Here is a 16,926-nt window from a genome sequence, read left to right on the forward strand (position 1 = left end):
AAAGGGGGCGGACCCCCAGGGGTCCGACCCCGGCCGGCGGGATGCGGGTTGTTAATGCAACCAGGCGATAACGCCCAGCGCGATGCCGACGCCGGCCACCCCATACGCCAAGCCCATCATCCACTTTTTGCGCGTCAACAGGGTAATGGCCGCCAGCGAAATGGCGATCTGCTCGGCCGTGGTCGCCAGCGCCCACTGATGGTGCTGGTGCATGGCTTCGTCCGACTTATGGTTCCATTCCTTGGACGATTCCTCCCATTTCTCGGCCTCCTTGCGGATATCGTCCTTCTCGGCCTTGTAGCGGGCGACCTCGGCCTCATATTTCTTTGGGTCCACGCCCGGCAGGGTCATCGCCAGCTCGGCCAGGTTTTGCTTGCTGGACTTGGCCTGGTAGTAATTCCAGCTGTTGGCCGCCTGCGTCTTGTCGATCGCGGCGTTGTTCTTGAACAGCGCGGCGTCGTTCTGCGTCGCCCCGCCCAGATAGCCGAACGCGGCGCCGACGGTCGCCAGGATGGCGGTCATGACGGCAATGTTGTTTGAAAAACCATCGCTGCCGTGGGCGGCGTGTTCCACCGCGTGATCGTGCGGTCCGTGTACGTGAAAACCGTGGCCTGACATATGTTTGAATCCTTGATGAAGTTAGATTTTTCGACGATAGGTGACAAAAGCGTAGCGCAAACCGGCGGTGTCGGAGGTGTGCGGCTCGCGGGCGGTTTCTTCCCAGGTGGCCGGGTCGATTGCAGGGAAGAAGGCGTCGCAGTCGAAGGTTTCGCCGACCTCGGTGACGATCAACCGGTCGGTCAGGTCCATCGACTGCTTGTAAATCTCGGCGCCGCCGATGACGTAGCCCTCGGCGCCGCCCAGCAGCGCGACGGCTGCCGCGACCGACCCGACCGCCTCGACGCCGTCATGGCGCCAGGCGGCGTTGCGGGTGATGACGATGTTGCGCCGGTTCGGCAGCGGACGGCCGATCGAATCGAAGGTTTTACGGCCCATGATGATCGGATGGCCGGTGGTCAGGCGCTTGAAATGCGCCAGATCCTCCGGCAGCTTCCACGGCAGCGTGTTGTTGATGCCGATGCCGCCTTGCTGGTCGGTAGCGACGATGATGGTCAGTGTGCTCATGGATACTCGGTAAGGTTGGGTGAGAATGCCCGGTGGCTGGTATTATCGTTGAAATTGCGGTCCGCTTCCATGACCGTTGCGTAATTTGCCAGAGCGAGTAGCAAGCGTAAGCGCTGGCGCGAACACCTTATGAAACCGGCCTCACGGCCATACCGAGTACCTATGACGAATTTCGAAAAAACCGGCAGCCGTTCCATCCCGTCCCTGCAAGCGACCGTTGAAGACTATATCGAGCCGCGCAGCGGCGCGCGCCACATCCATCTGGCCAGCGACCAGCAGGAGCTGGTGTTCCTGGTCGCCTTCCCGACGGTGCCGGACGTCAGCGACGGCCGCGCCCACATCCTCGAGCACCTGTCGCTGTGCGGCTCGGAGCGATATCCGGTGCGCGACCCGTTTTTCTCGATGCTGCGCCGCTCCACGGCCACTTTCATGAACGCGTTCACGTACGCCGACCGCACCGTCTACCCGTTCGCCAGCACCGACCGCAAGGACTTCTTCAACCTGCTGGACGTGTATCTGGACGCGACGTTCTTCCCCAACCTGGACTACCTGAACTTCCTGCAGGAGGGCTGGCGCCACGTGCTCAAGGACGGCAAGCTGGCCTACCAGGGCGTGGTGTTCAACGAGATGAAGGGCGCCTTCAACGACCCGATGCGGGCGTTGTACAGCGGCATCGAAGGCACGCTGCTCGAAGGGACGACCTATGAAGTGGAATCCGGCGGCGATCCGCTGGTGATCCCCGAACTGACCCACGAAATGCTCAAGGAATTCCACGCCAGCCATTACCATCCGTCGCAAGCGGTGTTCATGACCGCCGGCGACATCAGCGCCGAGGAAATCCAGGAGCAGATCAAGCTGCGCGTGCTGTCCAAGTTGCCGGCCGCCGCGCAGGAGCGCATGCTGCCGCAACTGGCGCAGAGCTGGACCGCGCCGCGCGTTAACGAGGTGCGCATTCCGTCGCAACAGGCCAAGGCCGACGAATACGGCCTGCAGTTTTCGTGGCTGCTGGGCGAATCGACCGATCCGATGGCCTATTACAACGCCTACCTGCTCGACGCCGGCCTGCTGGGCGACGCCTCGTCGCCGCTGATGAAGGCCATGGAATCGGCCGGTTACGGCCGCCCATCGCGCCTGAACGGCCATGACGACGGCCCGCGCCAGCTGATTTTCCACGTCGGCATGGAAGGACTGACCGAGCCGCAGATCGAGAAGGCGCGCGCGCGCATCTGGTCCGCGCTCGAACGCGCGGCCAAGCAGGGCGTGCCGACCGACTCGCTGCAGGCGGCGCTGCGCGACATCCGCTACAGCCAGCGCGACACCGCCAACTCGCACATGCCGAACGCCTTGAGCCGCCTGCTGCACGCGCTGCCGGTGGCGATGCGCGGCGGCGACGTGTTCGACGCGCTCGACGGCGAAGTCCACCTGGCCAAATTGGAAGAGGCGATCCAGGACCCGAACTATTTCAAGTCGCTGGTGCGTTCGCTGCTCGACAGCCCGACGCGCTTGACCACCAGCGTGATCCCGGACGCCAGCTATTTCTCGGAGCGCGACGCGCTCGAGGCGGCGCAACTGGCCGCGCGCGAAGCGGCGCTGAGCGACGCCGAGCGCGCCCGCATCGAGGCCGAAACGGCGGCCCTGGACAAGCACCAGCAACTGCCTTCCAATTCCGAGGTGCTGCCGCGCATCCGTCCGTCCGATGTCAGCGCCCACCCGGCGCCGGCGCTGCCTTTGCCCGCGCCGCTGGCCGCGCAGGGCGCCCGCGTACTGCCTTTCGTCATTGCCTCGAACGGCCTGTCGTATGTGCGTGCCAACTACGACGTCTCGCATTTCGACGCCGCCGACTGGCCTTGGCTGCGTCTTTACGCCGACGTGGTCACCGAACTTGGCGTCGGCGACATGGATTACGAGGACGCCGATGCCTGGCGCCAGTTGATGGCGCCGTCGTTCGACGTCGGCCTGGACGCCAACCAGCAGCCCGGCGGCGCCTTGAACCTGGAGTTGTGGTTCGGCGCCAGCGGCCTACGCGAGGATCACGAAGGCATCGCCGAACTGATTTCGCGCACGCTGTCGGAAACGCGTTTCGACGAACACGAGCGCTTGGCCTTCCTGATCGACAGCGAGGCGCAGGATCGCCTGACCGGCCTGGCGCAGGCGGGCAACCGTTACGCCATGCTGGCCGCGACCGCGCCGCTGTCGCCGGTGCGCCGCTTCGACGACGTGGTCGGCGGCGCCGCGTCGCTGCCGTTCTACGGCAAGCTGCTCGAACAGAGCAAGACGCCGGAAGGCATCGCCGCCATCGCCGAGCGTCTGGGCGCGCTGCACCGCCGCGTGACCGGCGTGACGCCCATCGTGCTGTCGGCCGGCGCCGGCGACGACAGCGTCGACCTGGCGCACATGGTCAAGCTGCCTGCCTCGCAGGCGGAGGCGCCGGGTAGTTCGCCGGCGCCGGAGAGTTTGCCGCTGGCGGATGCGGCGCTGCACGCGGTCAGCCAGATCAATCACTGCGTGGTGGCCTGGCGCGCGCCGATGGTGCACGAAGCCGGCGCCGCGGCGCTGGCGGTGGCGGCGGAGCTGATGACGAATCAGCTGCTGCATGCCGCGTTGCGCGAAAAGGGTGGTGCTTATGGCGGCAGCGCGGGCTACGGCGGCGGCAGCGGCACCTTCGTCATGGCGTCCTACCGCGATCCGCGGCTGGCCGAGACCTATGCCGACTTCGACGTGGCCGTCGACCAGTTGCTGGGGAACGACTTCTCGCAGGAGGAACTGGAGGAAGCGATCATCTGCGTGATCAAGGGCCTGGACAAGCCCAATTCGCCGCACGAGCAGGTGACGCACGCGTGGAGTCTGCACCGCCGAGGCGTCAGCGAGGAATTGCGTCAGCGCTTCCGCAGCGGGGTATTGAATTGCACCTTGGACGATATCCGCGCGGCGGTGCGCACGTGGATCAAGGATGGCCAGGCCAGCCGCGCCGCGTTTGTCGGCGACCTGTCGCAGGACCTGGCGGGATTGAAGACGGTGGATCTGGTGGCGTTGGCCAACGCCGCTTAGACACCTTCGAAAACATCTGAAACACGTATGGGGAACGCCGCTTGCATGATCGATTACGCTAACAGCGATCCCATCTAAAACGCGTAGGGCGGATTAGGCGGAACGCCGTAATCCGCCATCGATGAGCCGCCGACAACGCATACATGGCGGATTACGCTACGCTAATCCGCCCTACGTGGTTTAGATGATTTCAGCTTTGGTGGAACTCGCGTATGTGTTCCGCCAGCGCCTGCGGAGCCTCGAGCGGAATCATATGCCCGGTATCCCCCGCCAGCATCCGCAAGCTGGCGTTAGGGAAGCGCGCGGCCATCTGCCGCAGATCCTCCGGCGGCACCAGATTATCCTCTTCCGCGCCGACGATCAGCACCGGGAATTTCAACTCAGCCAACCGCTCCATCAAATCCGGCCGGTCGATGGTCGTGGCAAATTGCGTCAGCAGCACTTCCTTGCCCAGATCGAGCGCCATCTGCTGGATCGGACCGACAATGGCCTCGTCATTCAAATGCGACGGATGCAGCAACTCGCGCAGCCGCTGGCGCGACATGCCGGTGTAGGCGTTCCGCTCCAACACGGCGACAATGCGCTCGCGCGCCTGCACCTCCTCCGGTTTGAGTCCCCTGGCCGAATTGGCGATCAACACCAACGATTTCACCCGCTCGGGATGTGCCACCGCGTGCTCGATCGCCAGGTAGGCACCCAGCGAAAACGCCACTAGATTGGCCGCCGGCGCGCTGTGCGTGGCGATCAGCTCCCGCATCTGCTGCCGCGTGCGGGCCTGATGCAACGGCACATAATTAAAATCGAACGCATCACCCAGCAGCGGCGTCAGTCTGGACCACGTGCGCTCGTCGCACAACGTGCCCGGAATGAAGTCCAGCCGCGTCATACCGCCATCGGCGCCGTGATCGGCGCGTGGTGCTGATAGCCTTCCAGCGAAAAGTCGGAAGGCTCGATCTTCTCCAGCCATTCCGGTTCGTACTTGCCGGTCTTGGCGAAGTCCGGCACGCGGTCGGAGATGCGCAGTTGCGGCGCCGCGAACGGCGTGCGGGTCAACTGTTCCTTGACCATGTCCATGTGGTTTTCGTAGATGTGCGCATCGCCGATGAAATAGCTGAACCAGCGTGGCGTGTAGCCGGTCAAACGGCCCACCAGATGCATCAGCGCCGCGCCTTCGGCCAGGTTGAAAGGCGTGCCCAGACCCAGGTCGTTCGAACGCACGTAGAGGCACATCGACAGCTCGCGCGTGGTCGGATTCGGGATGAACTGATACAGCAGATGGCAGGCCGGCAGCGCGACGGCGTCCAGCACCGCCGGATTCCAGCCGTGGAACAGGATGCGCCGGCTGCCCGGATTGTTGACGATGGTGTCGAGGCACTCGCGCAGCTGGTCGATCGATTTGTGCAGCAGGACCTTGGCCACGCCGGCGTCGTCGAACTGGGAGATCAGGCGGAAGCCGTTTTTCTGGGCGTCGGCGATTTGCGCCGGCTGGTCGAGCGCGATCAGCTTGAAGCCGGGCCACTGGCGCCATTGCACGCCGTAGACCGGGCCCAGGTCGTCCTCGCCGAGGCGATACGGATTGTCCAGCCATTGCTTGTTTTCGTTGGCGTTCTGGTCCCACACCTTGCAGCCCAGCGCGCGGAAATCGGCGGCGCTGCGGGAGGCACGCAGGAAGGCGCACAGCTCTCCGACCACGGATTTGAAGGCCAGGCGTTTGGTCGTCACCGCCGGGAACCCGTCGTTGAGCAGGTCGAAACGCATCATCGCGCCCGGCACGCTCAAGGTGCGGATGCCGGTGCGGTTGTCTTGCCAGCTGCCGGTGTCGAGCACGGTCTGGATCAGTTCCTGGTATTGCTGCATAAATTCTCCAACGTGAAGCGTGAGGCGGGGGCGCTGTCGCCCCTGAAGCTGGCTATTTTAGCAGGAGAGGGCAGGCGCCAGTGATCGCGTCGTTCAGGCCTCCATTGACTTGGAGGCAATCTAAGTTACCGCTGAGACTGTTTTCATTTTGCAACAATTTGACCTGGATCAAATTCAACGCGCAAAGAGGAATAGTAGAATTCTTTCGAAATATCCCCAAAAAATGGATAGACGTAATGCTGTATTTGCCTTTTCGCGAATGGCTATGTTTTCTCCACTTTTTTAAAAATTATTATTTTAACGACTGCATCGGGGGCTATTTTGAAAAACTTCGGACTATCCAAAAAACTTTATACATTTTCCGCCGCCTTGATATTCTTCCTGACATTGCTGGCGATCGTTTCGTGGTCGCAGCTGGGCGTGGTGGGGGAATTGGCGCGCGATGCGGGATTGATCAAGGCGCGCCAGCTGGAGCTGATCTCCAGCACTGAGCTCAGCGTCACCAAGGTGCTGCTGCAGATTCGGCAGGCGTTATTATTCCAGGATCCCGCCAAGATTAGCGCCGCACTGAAGGAAATCGCGGCGGAGCGGGAGAATATCACCAAGAACGATAATGAATTCCTGGTCGCGCTGCCGACCGAAAAAGCCAAGGTCGAGTTTCAAATCTGGCTCGATATGCAAAAGGTGACGTGGCCTGTCGTCATCGAGAATATGGATTTGGTCGCCAAAAACCAGACCCAGGAAGGATTAGTCTTTCTTTCGGCGCGGACCATTCCGGCGCTGGCCAAAATGCAGGATTGGCTGAACACCGAAAGAAGCCGGCAGGCCAAATATCTGACCGCGGAAGTGGCGGAGATCGAAAGCTCGGCCAACAAGACCGCGCTGCAACTGGTCGTATTGACTTTTTGCATCGGTGCCGGCTTGCTAGGGTTCTCCTGGTATATCTCGAAATTGCTGAATCGGCGTATCGCGACGTCGCAATCGGTCGCGGAACTGGTGCGTGACGGCGATCTGCACACGCGCCACGCGGATGGGGCCAATGACGAATTCACTCCGCTGCTGGGCGCTCTGGCGGCCATGCAGGATTCGCTCGCCACGGTCGTTGGCACGGTCAGGGAAAACGCCGAGTTCGTCGCGACGGCGTCGGCCGAAATCGCCCAGGGCAACGTCGACCTGTCGCGCAGAACCGAATCGCAGGCCAGCGCGCTGGAGCAAGTCACGGCGTCGATGGCCGCGCTGGGAACGACGGCGCAACAGAACGTGCAGAACGCGTCCGAGGCAAACCGCTTGGCGGTCAACGCCAGCGGCATCGCCACCGAAGGGGGCGAGGTGGTGGCGAAAGTCGTGTCGACGATGAAGGATATCAACGAGAGTTCGAAGGAGATCGCGGTTATCGTCAGCGTGATCGACGGGATCGCTTTTCAAACCAACATCCTGGCGTTGAACGCCGCGGTGGAAGCCGCGCGCGCCGGCGAACAGGGACGCGGGTTCGCCGTGGTGGCGACCGAGGTGCGCAATCTCGCGCATCGAAGCGCCGAGGCGGCAAAGCAGATCAAGGCGCTGATCGAAACCAGCGTACAACGTGTCGAACAAGGCGTGGTGCTGGCCGACGACGCGGGGCAGACCATGAGCAGGGTGGTGACGTCCATCCAGGATGTGGTCACGATCATGCAGGAGATCAGTGCCTCCGGCGCCGAGCAGGGTGAGTCGGTGGAGCAGGTGGGCAGGGCGATACTGGAAATGGACGCCAGCACCCAGCAGAACGCCGCGCTGGTGGAGGAAAGCACGGCGGCCGCTGAAAACCTGAAGATCCAGTCGCAGCAACTGGTCAGCGGCGTTTCGGTATTCAGGCTTGGCGCGGGGGACACGGCAAGAACGTCCTCCGCCAACGACGAGTATGCGCAACCGGGGCAAAGCAAGAAGGTGCTGCGTCTTCGTTGATCGCCGTGCCGCTCCGGTGGAGCGGTCGGCGCGGCAGGCGGATTTTCAGGCCTGAATCAGGTGTCAGCCGGGTTTGGATTTGCGTCCGCCCGGCTTTGCGGTTACTTTACCGGCCGCGCGGGCCAGTGATTTGGCGCCACGGCCGCCGGTGACGACGACCGCGCCTTTCGGCGCCGCAGGCTTGGCGCCGGTGCCGTAGATCCTGCCCGCGCCGGCCTTGCCACCACCGGAGCGTGCACCGCCGGCACCTTTGCCGGCCGCCGGCACCGGCGGGGTCCAGGTGCCGAGGGAAGCGTCGCCCCCGGCCGGCCGCGCGACGGCTTTGCCGGCCGCCGCACCACCGGCAGGGCCGGTGAACGGTCGCTTTTTCTTGGCCGGCGCCTCGGCCGCCGCCTTCTTCGCCAGCGCCGCCGCCACGCCTTTCGGGCCGGTTTCCGGCACGCGGTGGTCGGCTTCGAAGCCCGGCTCCTCTTCGCGCCGGATCACTTGCCCGGTCAGCGTTTCGATCGCCTTCAGGATCTCGACCTCGTCGGCGCACACCAGCGACACCGCTTCGCCTTCCATGCCCGCGCGGCCGGTGCGGCCGATGCGGTGGATGTAGTCCTCCGCCACGGTGGGCAGATCGAAGTTGACCACCTGCGGCAGCGCTTCGATATCGAGGCCGCGCGCGGCGACGTCGGTCGCCACCAGCAGTTGGACTTCCGCCTTTTTGAATCGCGCCAGTGCCTTCAGGCGCGCGGGCTGGGTCTTGTCGCCGTGGATGGAATCGGCCGAGATGCCATGCTCCTGCAGCATCTTGACCAGCGTTTCGACGCCTTTGCGCGTTTTGACGAACACCAGCACCTGGCCCCATTGCAGTTTTTTCAGCAGATGCAGCAGCAGCTCCGGCTTGCGGCGTTTGTCGGTCGGGATCAGCCATTGCTTGACCGTTTTGGTGGCGGTGTTGCTGGCACTGACCTGGATCGATACCGGGTCCTTCAACATGCCCTTGGCCAGCTTGCGGATCTCGTCGGAGAACGTGGCCGAGAACAGCAAGGTCTGGCGCTTCCTGGGCAGGGCCGCCAGCAAGATGTCCAGATCGCGCTCGAAGCCCAGATCCAGCATGCGGTCCGCCTCGTCCAGCACCAGCGTTTGCAGCAGCGTGAAGCTGATCGCGCCCTGGTCGTGCAGGTCCTTCAGGCGTCCCGGCGTCGCCACCAGCACGTCGAGGCCCTTGCGCAGCTTGGTGATTTGCGGCTCGATCGGCACGCCGCCATATGCGACGGCGGAGCGCAGCGGCAGGTTGCCGCCGTAGGTGCGGAAGCTTTCGTAGACCTGCTCGGCCAGCTCGCGCGTCGGCACCAGCACCAGGCAGCGGATCGCTTTGGGCTCGGTCACGCCGTCCATCGTCAGGCGCTGCAGGATGGGCAGCGCGAAGCCGGCCGTTTTGCCGGTGCCGGTTTGGGCGGCCGCCATCAGGTCGTGGCCGGCCAGTACGACGGGAATGGCCTGTTTCTGGACGGGCGTCGGCTGTTTGTAGCCCAGTGTGTCCAGCGTACGCTGGATTGGATCGATCAGGCCGAGTGCTTGGAAGGTCATGGTGTATGCAGTAAAACGAAAAGAGGGCGCAGTGTAGCCGGTTGTAACGGCGCGTGCGGAATTAGTTGGCCAGGGCCTTGGACCATAGCGACAGGATCTCGCGCACGCGGTCGTCGGCCATGTTCAGCAGGTTGTCGCCGACGTACAGCTCCACCGAGCTGCGGTCTTGCAGCGCTCCGTGGCTGGCGCCATTGAACAGCCACACGCCATGCTGCTCGGCGATGCGGTTGCGGATGTCGAGCGCGCGGTCGCGGCCCACCGGCAGATGCAGGTGCAGCATGCTGGCATGCGGGCGCGCCGGATTGGGCGTCAGCAGCGGATAGTCGCGCAGCGTTTCATAGAGCCACAGCGTGCGGCGGAAGTAATCGGGCATGGCCGCCAGCCGCGCGTCGAACTGCATCGCGGCCGCCACCACATATGGCGTGCGCTGATAGACATTGCCGCCCTGGCGGCGGTACCACTCCTGCGCCTTGGCGACGAACGGCGCGGGGCCAAGCAGCATGGCGCCGCCCATGCCGCCTATGCCTTTGTACAGCGACACGTAGACGGTGTCGAAGCCGGCGGCGATTTCGCCGGCGGGCCGGCCGTACGCGGCGGCGGTTTCCCACAGGCGGGCGCCGTCCAGGTGCAAATGGATCGCCTGCTGGCGGCAGTGGGTCTTGATGGCCGCCAGATCGTCCCAGGCCGGGCATTGGCCGCCGATCTCGCGCATCGGCAGTTCCAGCGTGGCCGCGCCCAGTTTGTCCGGGATGCCCTGCAGTTCTTCGAGCGTCCATGGACGGTTTTGGTCGCCGATTTGCAGCGCGTGGAAGTGGTCGAACAGTTGATGGTTGCCGCGCTCGTGGCGCAGGATGTGCGATGTCGGGTGCAGCGCCACCAGCTTGCTGCCGCGTTCTTCGCAGGCGATGCGCAGCGCGGTCGCCTGCGTCATGGTGCCGGTGATGCAGAACAGCGCCGCCTCGAAACCCAGCAGGTTGGCGATTTTTTGTTCGAATTGCTGGATCAGGGTGCCGCTGCCGTAGGTGTCGTGCGCCACGTCGTTGGCTTCGCACCACGCCGCCATGGCCGCGAACAGCTGGGCGGGCGAGGGCTGGCGATGGCCGGGAAGGTGGGTTTGGCAGCTGAGGCGCAGTTCGGCGTCGGTCAAAGTCGTTCTCCTGAAAGGTGAATGATAACCCGATCAGAGACCAACATCGTCAAATACACCTGATAGACACGTAGGGCGGATTAGGCGGAACGCCGTAATCCGCCAATGCATGAGCTGCCGTGACGCATGCATGGCCGATTACGCTGCGCTAATCCGCCCTACGTGTTGAATGTTCAACGGTCCGCCGAGTGCACGTGGTGGAACTGCAGCGCCGCCAGATTGGCGTAGATCCCGCCCAGCGCCACCAGCGACGTGTGGGTGCCGGTTTCGACGATTTTGCCGTCTTCCATGACGATAATGCGGTCCGCGCGCTGCACCGTCGCCAGGCGGTGGGCGATGATGACGGTGGTGCGGCCGACCATCGCCGCCTCCAGCGCCTTTTGCACCAGGCGCTCCGATTCGGCGTCGAGCGCGCTGGTGGCTTCGTCGAGCAGCAGCAGCGGCGGGTTTTTCAGCAGCGCGCGCGCGATCGCGATGCGCTGACGCTGGCCACCCGACAGGCGCACCCCGCGCTCGCCGAGGAAGGATTTGTACCCCTGCGGCAGGCGTTCGATGAATTCATGGGCGGCGGCCAGCTTGGCGGCCTGGATCACTTCGTCGTCGGTGGCGCCGGCGCGGCCGTAGCGGATGTTTTCCATCGCGTCGGCCGAGAAGATCACCGTATCCTGCGGCACGATGCCGATGGCGTCGCGCAGCGCGTGCAGCTCGAGCTGCGTGATATCGACGCCATCGAGCTTGATGCTGCCGCTTTGCGGATCGTAAAAACGCAGGAACAGCTGGAACAGCGTGGTCTTGCCGGCGCCGGAAGGGCCAACCACGGCCACCGTTTCACCCGGCTTGATATCGAGCGACAGGTGGCCCAGCGCCGCCGTCTCCGGACGCGAAGGGTACGAGAACGTGACGTCGTGCAGGCTCAATGCGGCGCCGTTGGCGGCGCGCGGCGGCAGCGCCAGCGGCTTGGCCGGCGACTGGATGTTCGATTTGACGGCCATCAGCTCCAGCAGGCGCTCGGTGGCGCCGGCGGCGCGCTGCGCCTCGCCCATCACTTCGGACAGCGCGCCGATGGCGCCGGCGACGATGGACGCGTACAGGATGAACTGACCGAGGTCGCCGCCGGTCATGTCGCCCGACAGCACCGCGTGCGCGCCCAGCCACAGCACGAAGACGATGGTGCCGAACACCAGCACGATGGCGATCATGGTCAGCAGCGCCCGGGCGCGGATGCGGCGCATCGCCGTCTTGAACGCGCCTTCGACCGAGGCGCCGAAACGGTTCGCTTCAATGGTCTCGTGGGTGAAGGCCTGCACGGTCGGCATGGCGTTGAGGATCTCGCCGGCCATGGCGGAGGCGTCGGCGACGCGGTCCTGCGAGTCGCGCGACAGCTCGCGCACGCGGCGGCCGAACATCACGATCGGCAGCACCGTCAGCACCAGCAGGCCGATGATGATGGAGGAGAGTTTGACGCTGGTCACGAACAGCATCACCAGGCCGCCGACGAACAGCAGCACATTGCGCAGCGCCATCGAGATGCTGGTGCCGACGACGGCCTGTATCAGCGTGGTGTCGGTGGTGATGCGGGACAGGACCTCGCCGGTCTGCGTGGTCTCGAAAAACTCGGGGCTCTGCGTGACGACGTGCTGGTACACGGCGCTGCGGATATCGGCGGTGACCCGTTCGCCCAGCCAGGAGACGGTGTAGAAGCGCGCGGCGGTGGCCAGCGCCAGCACGGTGGCGACGCCGAACAGCGCCAAAAACACCAGGTCGACATGCTTGATGCTCTTGTCGCCGGTGCCGCCGAAACCGAGGTCGATCATCTGCTTGAAGGCGGCGGGAATGGCCAGCGTGGCGCAGGCGGCCACCACCAGCGCGATACCGGCCATGAGGAATTGACGTTTGTACGGGGCCAGGAACGGCAGCAGGCCGCGCAGCGTGGACAGGCTGCCTTTCTTTTGTTCCCGGGTGACGTTGGGCGCGACTGCGGACGGTGTGCTGGCGGTGGTGCTGTTGGTCATCGTGTGGCTGCGGTTTCGGTAAGTATGCTGCGGGTTGTACTCATATAGACACTACATTTTCATCGGGCCGGCATAACCGGTCAGTTCCAGATAGGCGCGGCCGGCCGGTTTGCCATCGCGGCTCAACGTCACCGCGCCTTCCCAGTACACCGCGCCGGTCGAGCGGCGCGAGTCGAGCTCCTGATCGTCCTGCAAGGGCACGATCCGCCACACGAATTTTCCGGTGGTGAGCATGCTTTCGACCGGATACTCGGCATGGGTGCGGGGCGAGCGCCAACGCCGTTGCGCGGCAAAATCGACCTGCTCCGGCGAGAACTGCGTGATCTTACCGGATGCGTCGCGCCATGTCGCGTGCGACCATAGTTTAGCACCTGTCTTGTCACGCAGCTGGAAAGCCATCAGCGCGCCGCCGTCGTCGAGGTTGGCGCCTATCCAATCCCAGCCCACGGCGGACGAATCGCCGCCGAGGATCTGGCTGGACCACTCGTGATCGAGCCAGCTGGCGCCGGTGACGGCGACCGCCTTGCCGCCGCGCGTGACGGTGCCGGTGGTGGTCAGTTGCGGCTCGCTGTAATAATAGCTGGCCTGCTCCGGGCGCGGCCCCTTGCGCGAGTAGCCACGCTCGCCCTGCGCCAGCACGGGCTGCGATGGCGCCAGTTTGAGGTTCAGCGCGAAGCTGGCGCCGTCCACGCGGATGGCGTAGCCGCCGTCGGCGTTGCGCGTCATGCGCCAGTCGTCCAGCTTCACATCGGCGTCGCCGACTTTGGCGTAGGCGATGTCGAAGCCTTCGCGCGCGCTGCGCTGGTCGTGCAGTAGTTTGCCGTGGGCCGGGTCGGAGACGGCGGCGTGGCCGATGATCAGCTGCTTGGGCGCGAACTTGCTGGGGTTGGCGCGATCGTGTTCGGTGGCGCTGCGGAAGAAGGTGACCTGGAAGCCCAGCGGCTTGCCGTCGGTCGTTTTGAGCCAGCCGGTGACGTACCACCACTCGGTTTTATAGTCCGGATGGGCGCCGTAGTCGGCGGGGAAGCGCAGCGCGGCGCCGGCCGGCAGCGGCGTCACCGGCGCGAATTCCGGCGCCGCCGCCTGCGAGGACAGGCCGCACAGCAGCATCACAAACAGCAAAAATGAACGCATCACCAATCCTCCCTGACCGCGCGTATCGGCCCGCCGGACAGCGACTGGCGGCCGGCCAGCAGTGCCGTCAACGCGGCGGCGGCCAGCAACAGCCCGGCGACGACCGCCAACAGCCCCCACGGCAAGTGCAGCCGCATGGTCCAGTGGAAGGACTGCGGGTTGACCACGAAAACCAGTATCAGGCTGATGACCCAGCCCAGAGCGAAGCCGGTGGCGATGCCCAGGCCAGTCAGCGCGCCGCCCTCGATGGCCAGGATAGACAGGATTTGCCGGCGCGTGACGCCGACGTGGCGCAGCATGCCGAACTCCTTGGAGCGCGCCAGCGTCTGCGCCGAGAAGGTGGCGGCCACGCCGAACAGGCCAATGACGATGGCGATCGCCTCCAGCAGATAAGTGATGGCGAAGCTGCGGTCGAACACCTGCATGCTTCGTTCGCGGATCTCCGATGGCGCGGTGGTCTCGAGCGCGGCGGCGAACGGCAGCCGTTTCAGGGCCTGCTCGGTGTCGGCGGCCTTGGCGCCCGGTGCGAGCCACAGCGCGGCGTTGCTGGCCTGCAGGTCGCCGGTGATGGCGCGGTAGTCGCTCAGTCGCATCTGAATCGAACCGGTGGGACGGGCGTAATCGCGCCATACGCCGGCCACCTGGAAGGCATGCGGCTTGCCGTTGAGGGGAATTTCCACCCGTTTGCCGACCCTCATATCGTATAAATCGACCATCGCCTCCGAGACCCAGACCGGCGGCGGTGCGCCCGGCGCCGGCGCTTGCGTGGGGCCGACGATGGCCAGGTATTTGGCGGGGTCGCGGGCGTCGACGTTGCTGGCCAATAGCGCCACCGGTGGACGGCCCGGCGCCAGCGAAATGCCCCGCACGCGCAGGAAATCGGCGCGTTGCACGCCGGGCAGGGCGGCGATGGCATCCTGTTCCGGCGGCCGCAGGCCGGCCGTGGTGCCGCCGCCGACGGTGTTGACGTAGATGTCGGCCGGCAGCACCTGGCGCAGCCAATCGTCCAGCGACACGCGGAAGCTGGCCACCATGATGGCCATGGCGACCATCAGGCTAAAGCTCGACAGCACGCCACCGAGCGCGATGCCGGCCTGGCTGGAGGCGTTCGACAGGCGCGCCAGCGTCAGCGTCAGCACGGGGGAGGCGCCGGGCCGGCTGGCGCTGGCGGCGCTCCAGCGCTGGTGCGCGAGGCGGAACACGATCGCCGCCAGGCGCGGCATCAGCGCGATGACGCCGATCAGCAGCAGCGCGATCGACAGATAGCCGAACAGCGGCAGCTCGAACACCGGCGGCGCTTGCGACAGCAGCGCGGCCAGCGCGATGCAGGCCAGCGCCGGCCAGGCCGTGGCCAGGCGCGACATGGCCGCTTCCTCGGTGCCGGATTTGAGCGCCACCGCCGGTTTGGCGCGGGCGGCGTCGATGGCCGGCGCGGCGCAGCCCAGCAGCGACACGCCGACGCCGAGCGCGAAGTAGATCGCCGCCGCCACCGGCGTGAAGTGCACCGTCGGCTGCACGCCGGAGAAGAAGCCCGCGCCCAGGTCGGCGCCCATGAAGTGCAGCGCGGCCGCCGCCAGGCCGTAGCCGGCGCCGATGCCGATGGCCGATCCGGCCACGCCCAGGCTCAGGCCTTCGAGCAGGATCTGGCGCAGCAGGTGGCGGCGGTCCATGCCCAGCACGCGCAGCAGCGCGAACTGGCTGCGGCGGCGGATCACCGACAGCGCCTGCGTGGAGAACACCAGGAACGCGCCGGTGAACAGGGCGACCAGCGCCAATACCGTCAGGTTGACGCGGTAGGCGCGGCTCATGCCTTCGTTGCGGCTGTTCTGTTCCTGGTCGTTGGGCTGGTTGACGCGGAAGCGCCCCGGGTAGTCGCGCTGCAGATCCTGTTCCAGCCGCGCCTTGAAGGCGTCGCGGTTGACGCCGTCGCGCAGTTTCAGGTCCACGCGCGACAACTGCCCCAGTTTGTCGAAGCGCCACTGCGCCGCGCCCAGGTCCATCACGCCGATGCGCTGGCCGGGGCGCGCGCTTTGCAGCGAACCGGCCACGCGCAGGCGCAGCTGGTCGACGCCGACCTGCAGCGTGATGCCGCCGGCGGCCGGGTTAAGCCACTGCTGCGCGGCGGGCGACAGGAAAATCGTATCGTCGGCGAGCGTGTCGAGCGCGTCGCCGTTGGCCGGCACGCCCATCAGGTCCGGCGCGACGAAGCCGGCGCGGAAGACGTCGATGCCGATGATTTTGAGCGCGGTGCGCTGGCCGGGAACGGAGGCGTCGAATTCCAGCACCGGCGAGGCCACCGTGACGCCGTCGCGCCGCGCCAGCAGCGGATAGATCGCCTCGTCGAACACCGGCTCGGTGCCGCGCACCTGCACGTCGGCCACGCCGGACAGGCCCTTGATCGCCGACGAGAACTCGTTGAATGCGGCGGCGTTGATCAGGTGGATGGCGAAGCCGAGTGAGATGCCGACGGCGATGGCGGCGATCGCCACCAGCGCCCGCACCGGGTGCGCGCGCCACTCGCCCAGCAGCAGCCAGCGCGACAGGCGGCGCATCGACGCCGCCTCGCTCGCGGACGCGGCGCCGGCGCTGTTTTCGGTTGTGCGAACCTGGTCGGACATCGAATCGGACATCAGTGGCCGCACTCCACCGCCAGCGATTCACCGGCGCGTTTGGCGCGCAGCCTGGCCTTGGCCAGATTTGCGGGGGAGGCGCCGCGCGCGTCCTCGTCGGCCCATTGTTTGGCCAGCGCGAGTTTGGCGCAGCGCTTGCGTTGGGCGGCGGCGCGGCGCGCGGCGCGTTCGGCTTCGAGGGCTTCGCGTTCCTCGGTTTTCTGGCGCGCCTTGCGCAGCGCGGCCGATTCCGTTTGCATCCGCAGCAGGTCGGCCGAAGCGGCGGCGCCGGCCGGCGTGGCGGGCACGGCCGGCATGGGCGACGCCGCCGCGCCGGCCGGGCAGGGCATGTCGCTGTAGCTGACCTTGCCGTCCAGCGTGCATTTATAGACGCTTTGCGCCTGCGCCGCGAAGGCGGCCGCGCACAGCACGGCGGCGCAAGGGGCGCGAAGATGAGGGTTCATGGCGGTCCCGT

Annotated in this window: 12 protein-coding genes; 2 read left to right on the top strand and 10 right to left on the bottom strand. The window is 65.7% G+C overall.

Going from position 1 to position 16,926, the window contains the following annotated elements:
* Positions 1–51: 51 nt before the first annotated feature.
* Complete coding sequence (locus JOD97_RS00225; protein WP_209712645.1) at positions 52–618, bottom strand: DUF4337 domain-containing protein; 567 nt, start codon at positions 616–618, stop codon at positions 52–54.
* Between the two features lie 21 nt (positions 619–639).
* Positions 640–1,125, bottom strand: coding sequence for a dihydrofolate reductase (locus JOD97_RS00230; protein ID WP_209712646.1), 486 nt, complete (start codon positions 1,123–1,125; stop codon positions 640–642).
* A gap of 162 nt (positions 1,126–1,287) precedes the next feature.
* On the opposite strand from JOD97_RS00230, the gene JOD97_RS00235 reads away from it, so the two are divergent.
* Complete coding sequence (locus JOD97_RS00235; RefSeq protein ID WP_209712647.1) at positions 1,288–4,173, top strand: insulinase family protein; 2,886 nt, start codon at positions 1,288–1,290, stop codon at positions 4,171–4,173.
* A gap of 190 nt (positions 4,174–4,363) precedes the next feature.
* On the opposite strand, the gene JOD97_RS00240 is transcribed toward JOD97_RS00235, so the two are convergent.
* Both JOD97_RS00240 and JOD97_RS00245 read right to left on the bottom strand, forming a co-directional pair.
* Positions 4,364–5,059 (bottom strand): alpha/beta fold hydrolase, encoded by a 696-nt coding sequence (locus JOD97_RS00240; RefSeq protein ID WP_209712648.1) that lies wholly within the window; start codon positions 5,057–5,059, stop codon positions 4,364–4,366.
* The gene (locus JOD97_RS00245) at positions 5,056–6,030 is read right to left on the bottom strand and encodes a thymidylate synthase (RefSeq protein WP_209712649.1); all 975 of its coding nucleotides are present in this window, start codon (positions 6,028–6,030) and stop codon (positions 5,056–5,058) included. Before JOD97_RS00245 ends, JOD97_RS00240 begins: the two co-directional genes overlap by 4 nt.
* A gap of 321 nt (positions 6,031–6,351) precedes the next feature.
* Here JOD97_RS00245 and JOD97_RS00250 point away from each other — a divergent pair, with 321 nt between their 5' ends.
* Positions 6,352–7,971, top strand: a complete 1,620-nt coding sequence (locus tag JOD97_RS00250; protein WP_229264123.1) for a methyl-accepting chemotaxis protein — start codon at positions 6,352–6,354, stop codon at positions 7,969–7,971.
* Positions 7,972–8,034: 63 nt separating this feature from the next.
* Here JOD97_RS00250 and JOD97_RS00255 read toward each other — a convergent pair whose 3' ends face one another.
* From JOD97_RS00255 to JOD97_RS00280, 6 genes are all read right to left on the bottom strand, one after another.
* A complete protein-coding gene (locus JOD97_RS00255; protein ID WP_209712650.1) occupies positions 8,035–9,549 on the bottom strand; it encodes a DEAD/DEAH box helicase in 1,515 nt (504 codons plus the stop codon).
* A 61-nt stretch (positions 9,550–9,610) separates the two neighbouring features.
* Positions 9,611–10,696: a low specificity L-threonine aldolase gene (locus JOD97_RS00260; protein WP_209712651.1), complete on the bottom strand. Its 1,086-nt coding sequence runs from the start codon at positions 10,694–10,696 to the stop codon at positions 9,611–9,613.
* Positions 10,697–10,869: 173 nt separating this feature from the next.
* On the bottom strand, positions 10,870–12,708 hold the full coding sequence (locus JOD97_RS00265; protein ID WP_209712652.1) for an ABC transporter transmembrane domain-containing protein: 1,839 nt from the start codon (positions 12,706–12,708) through the stop codon (positions 10,870–10,872).
* Positions 12,709–12,759: 51 nt separating this feature from the next.
* On the bottom strand, positions 12,760–13,842 hold the full coding sequence (locus tag JOD97_RS00270; RefSeq protein WP_209712653.1) for a carotenoid 1,2-hydratase: 1,083 nt from the start codon (positions 13,840–13,842) through the stop codon (positions 12,760–12,762).
* Positions 13,842–16,394, bottom strand: coding sequence for an FtsX-like permease family protein (locus tag JOD97_RS00275; RefSeq protein ID WP_209716939.1), 2,553 nt, complete (start codon positions 16,392–16,394; stop codon positions 13,842–13,844). The genes JOD97_RS00270 and JOD97_RS00275 overlap by 1 nt, the downstream gene beginning before the upstream one ends.
* A gap of 77 nt (positions 16,395–16,471) precedes the next feature.
* Entirely contained in the window at positions 16,472–16,915 is a 444-nt protein-coding gene (locus tag JOD97_RS00280) for a DUF4124 domain-containing protein (protein WP_209712654.1), read from the bottom strand.
* Positions 16,916–16,926 lie beyond the last annotated feature (11 nt).

Origin of the sequence: Duganella sp. 1411 (assembly GCF_017833525.1) — a bacterium.
Taxonomy (GTDB): domain Bacteria; phylum Pseudomonadota; class Gammaproteobacteria; order Burkholderiales; family Burkholderiaceae_D; genus Rugamonas.

Bases quoted from the DNA above. Each gene is read 5' to 3' on its own strand.
- JOD97_RS00225 (WP_209712645.1), bottom strand. From the start codon at position 618: ATGTCAGGCCACGGTTTTCACGTACACGGACCGCACGATCACGCGGTG.
- JOD97_RS00230 (WP_209712646.1), bottom strand. From the start codon at position 1,125: ATGAGCACACTGACCATCATCGTCGCTACCGACCAGCAAGGCGGCATC.
- JOD97_RS00235 (WP_209712647.1), top strand. From the start codon at position 1,288: ATGACGAATTTCGAAAAAACCGGCAGCCGTTCCATCCCGTCCCTGCAA.
- JOD97_RS00240 (WP_209712648.1), bottom strand. From the start codon at position 5,059: ATGACGCGGCTGGACTTCATTCCGGGCACGTTGTGCGACGAGCGCACG.
- JOD97_RS00245 (WP_209712649.1), bottom strand. From the start codon at position 6,030: ATGCAGCAATACCAGGAACTGATCCAGACCGTGCTCGACACCGGCAGC.
- JOD97_RS00255 (WP_209712650.1), bottom strand. From the start codon at position 9,549: ATGACCTTCCAAGCACTCGGCCTGATCGATCCAATCCAGCGTACGCTG.
- JOD97_RS00265 (WP_209712652.1), bottom strand. From the start codon at position 12,708: ATGACCAACAGCACCACCGCCAGCACACCGTCCGCAGTCGCGCCCAAC.
- JOD97_RS00270 (WP_209712653.1), bottom strand. From the start codon at position 13,842: ATGCGTTCATTTTTGCTGTTTGTGATGCTGCTGTGCGGCCTGTCCTCG.
- JOD97_RS00275 (WP_209716939.1), bottom strand. From the start codon at position 16,394: ATGCGCCGCCTGTCGCGCTGGCTGCTGCTGGGCGAGTGGCGCGCGCAC.
- JOD97_RS00280 (WP_209712654.1), bottom strand. From the start codon at position 16,915: ATGAACCCTCATCTTCGCGCCCCTTGCGCCGCCGTGCTGTGCGCGGCC.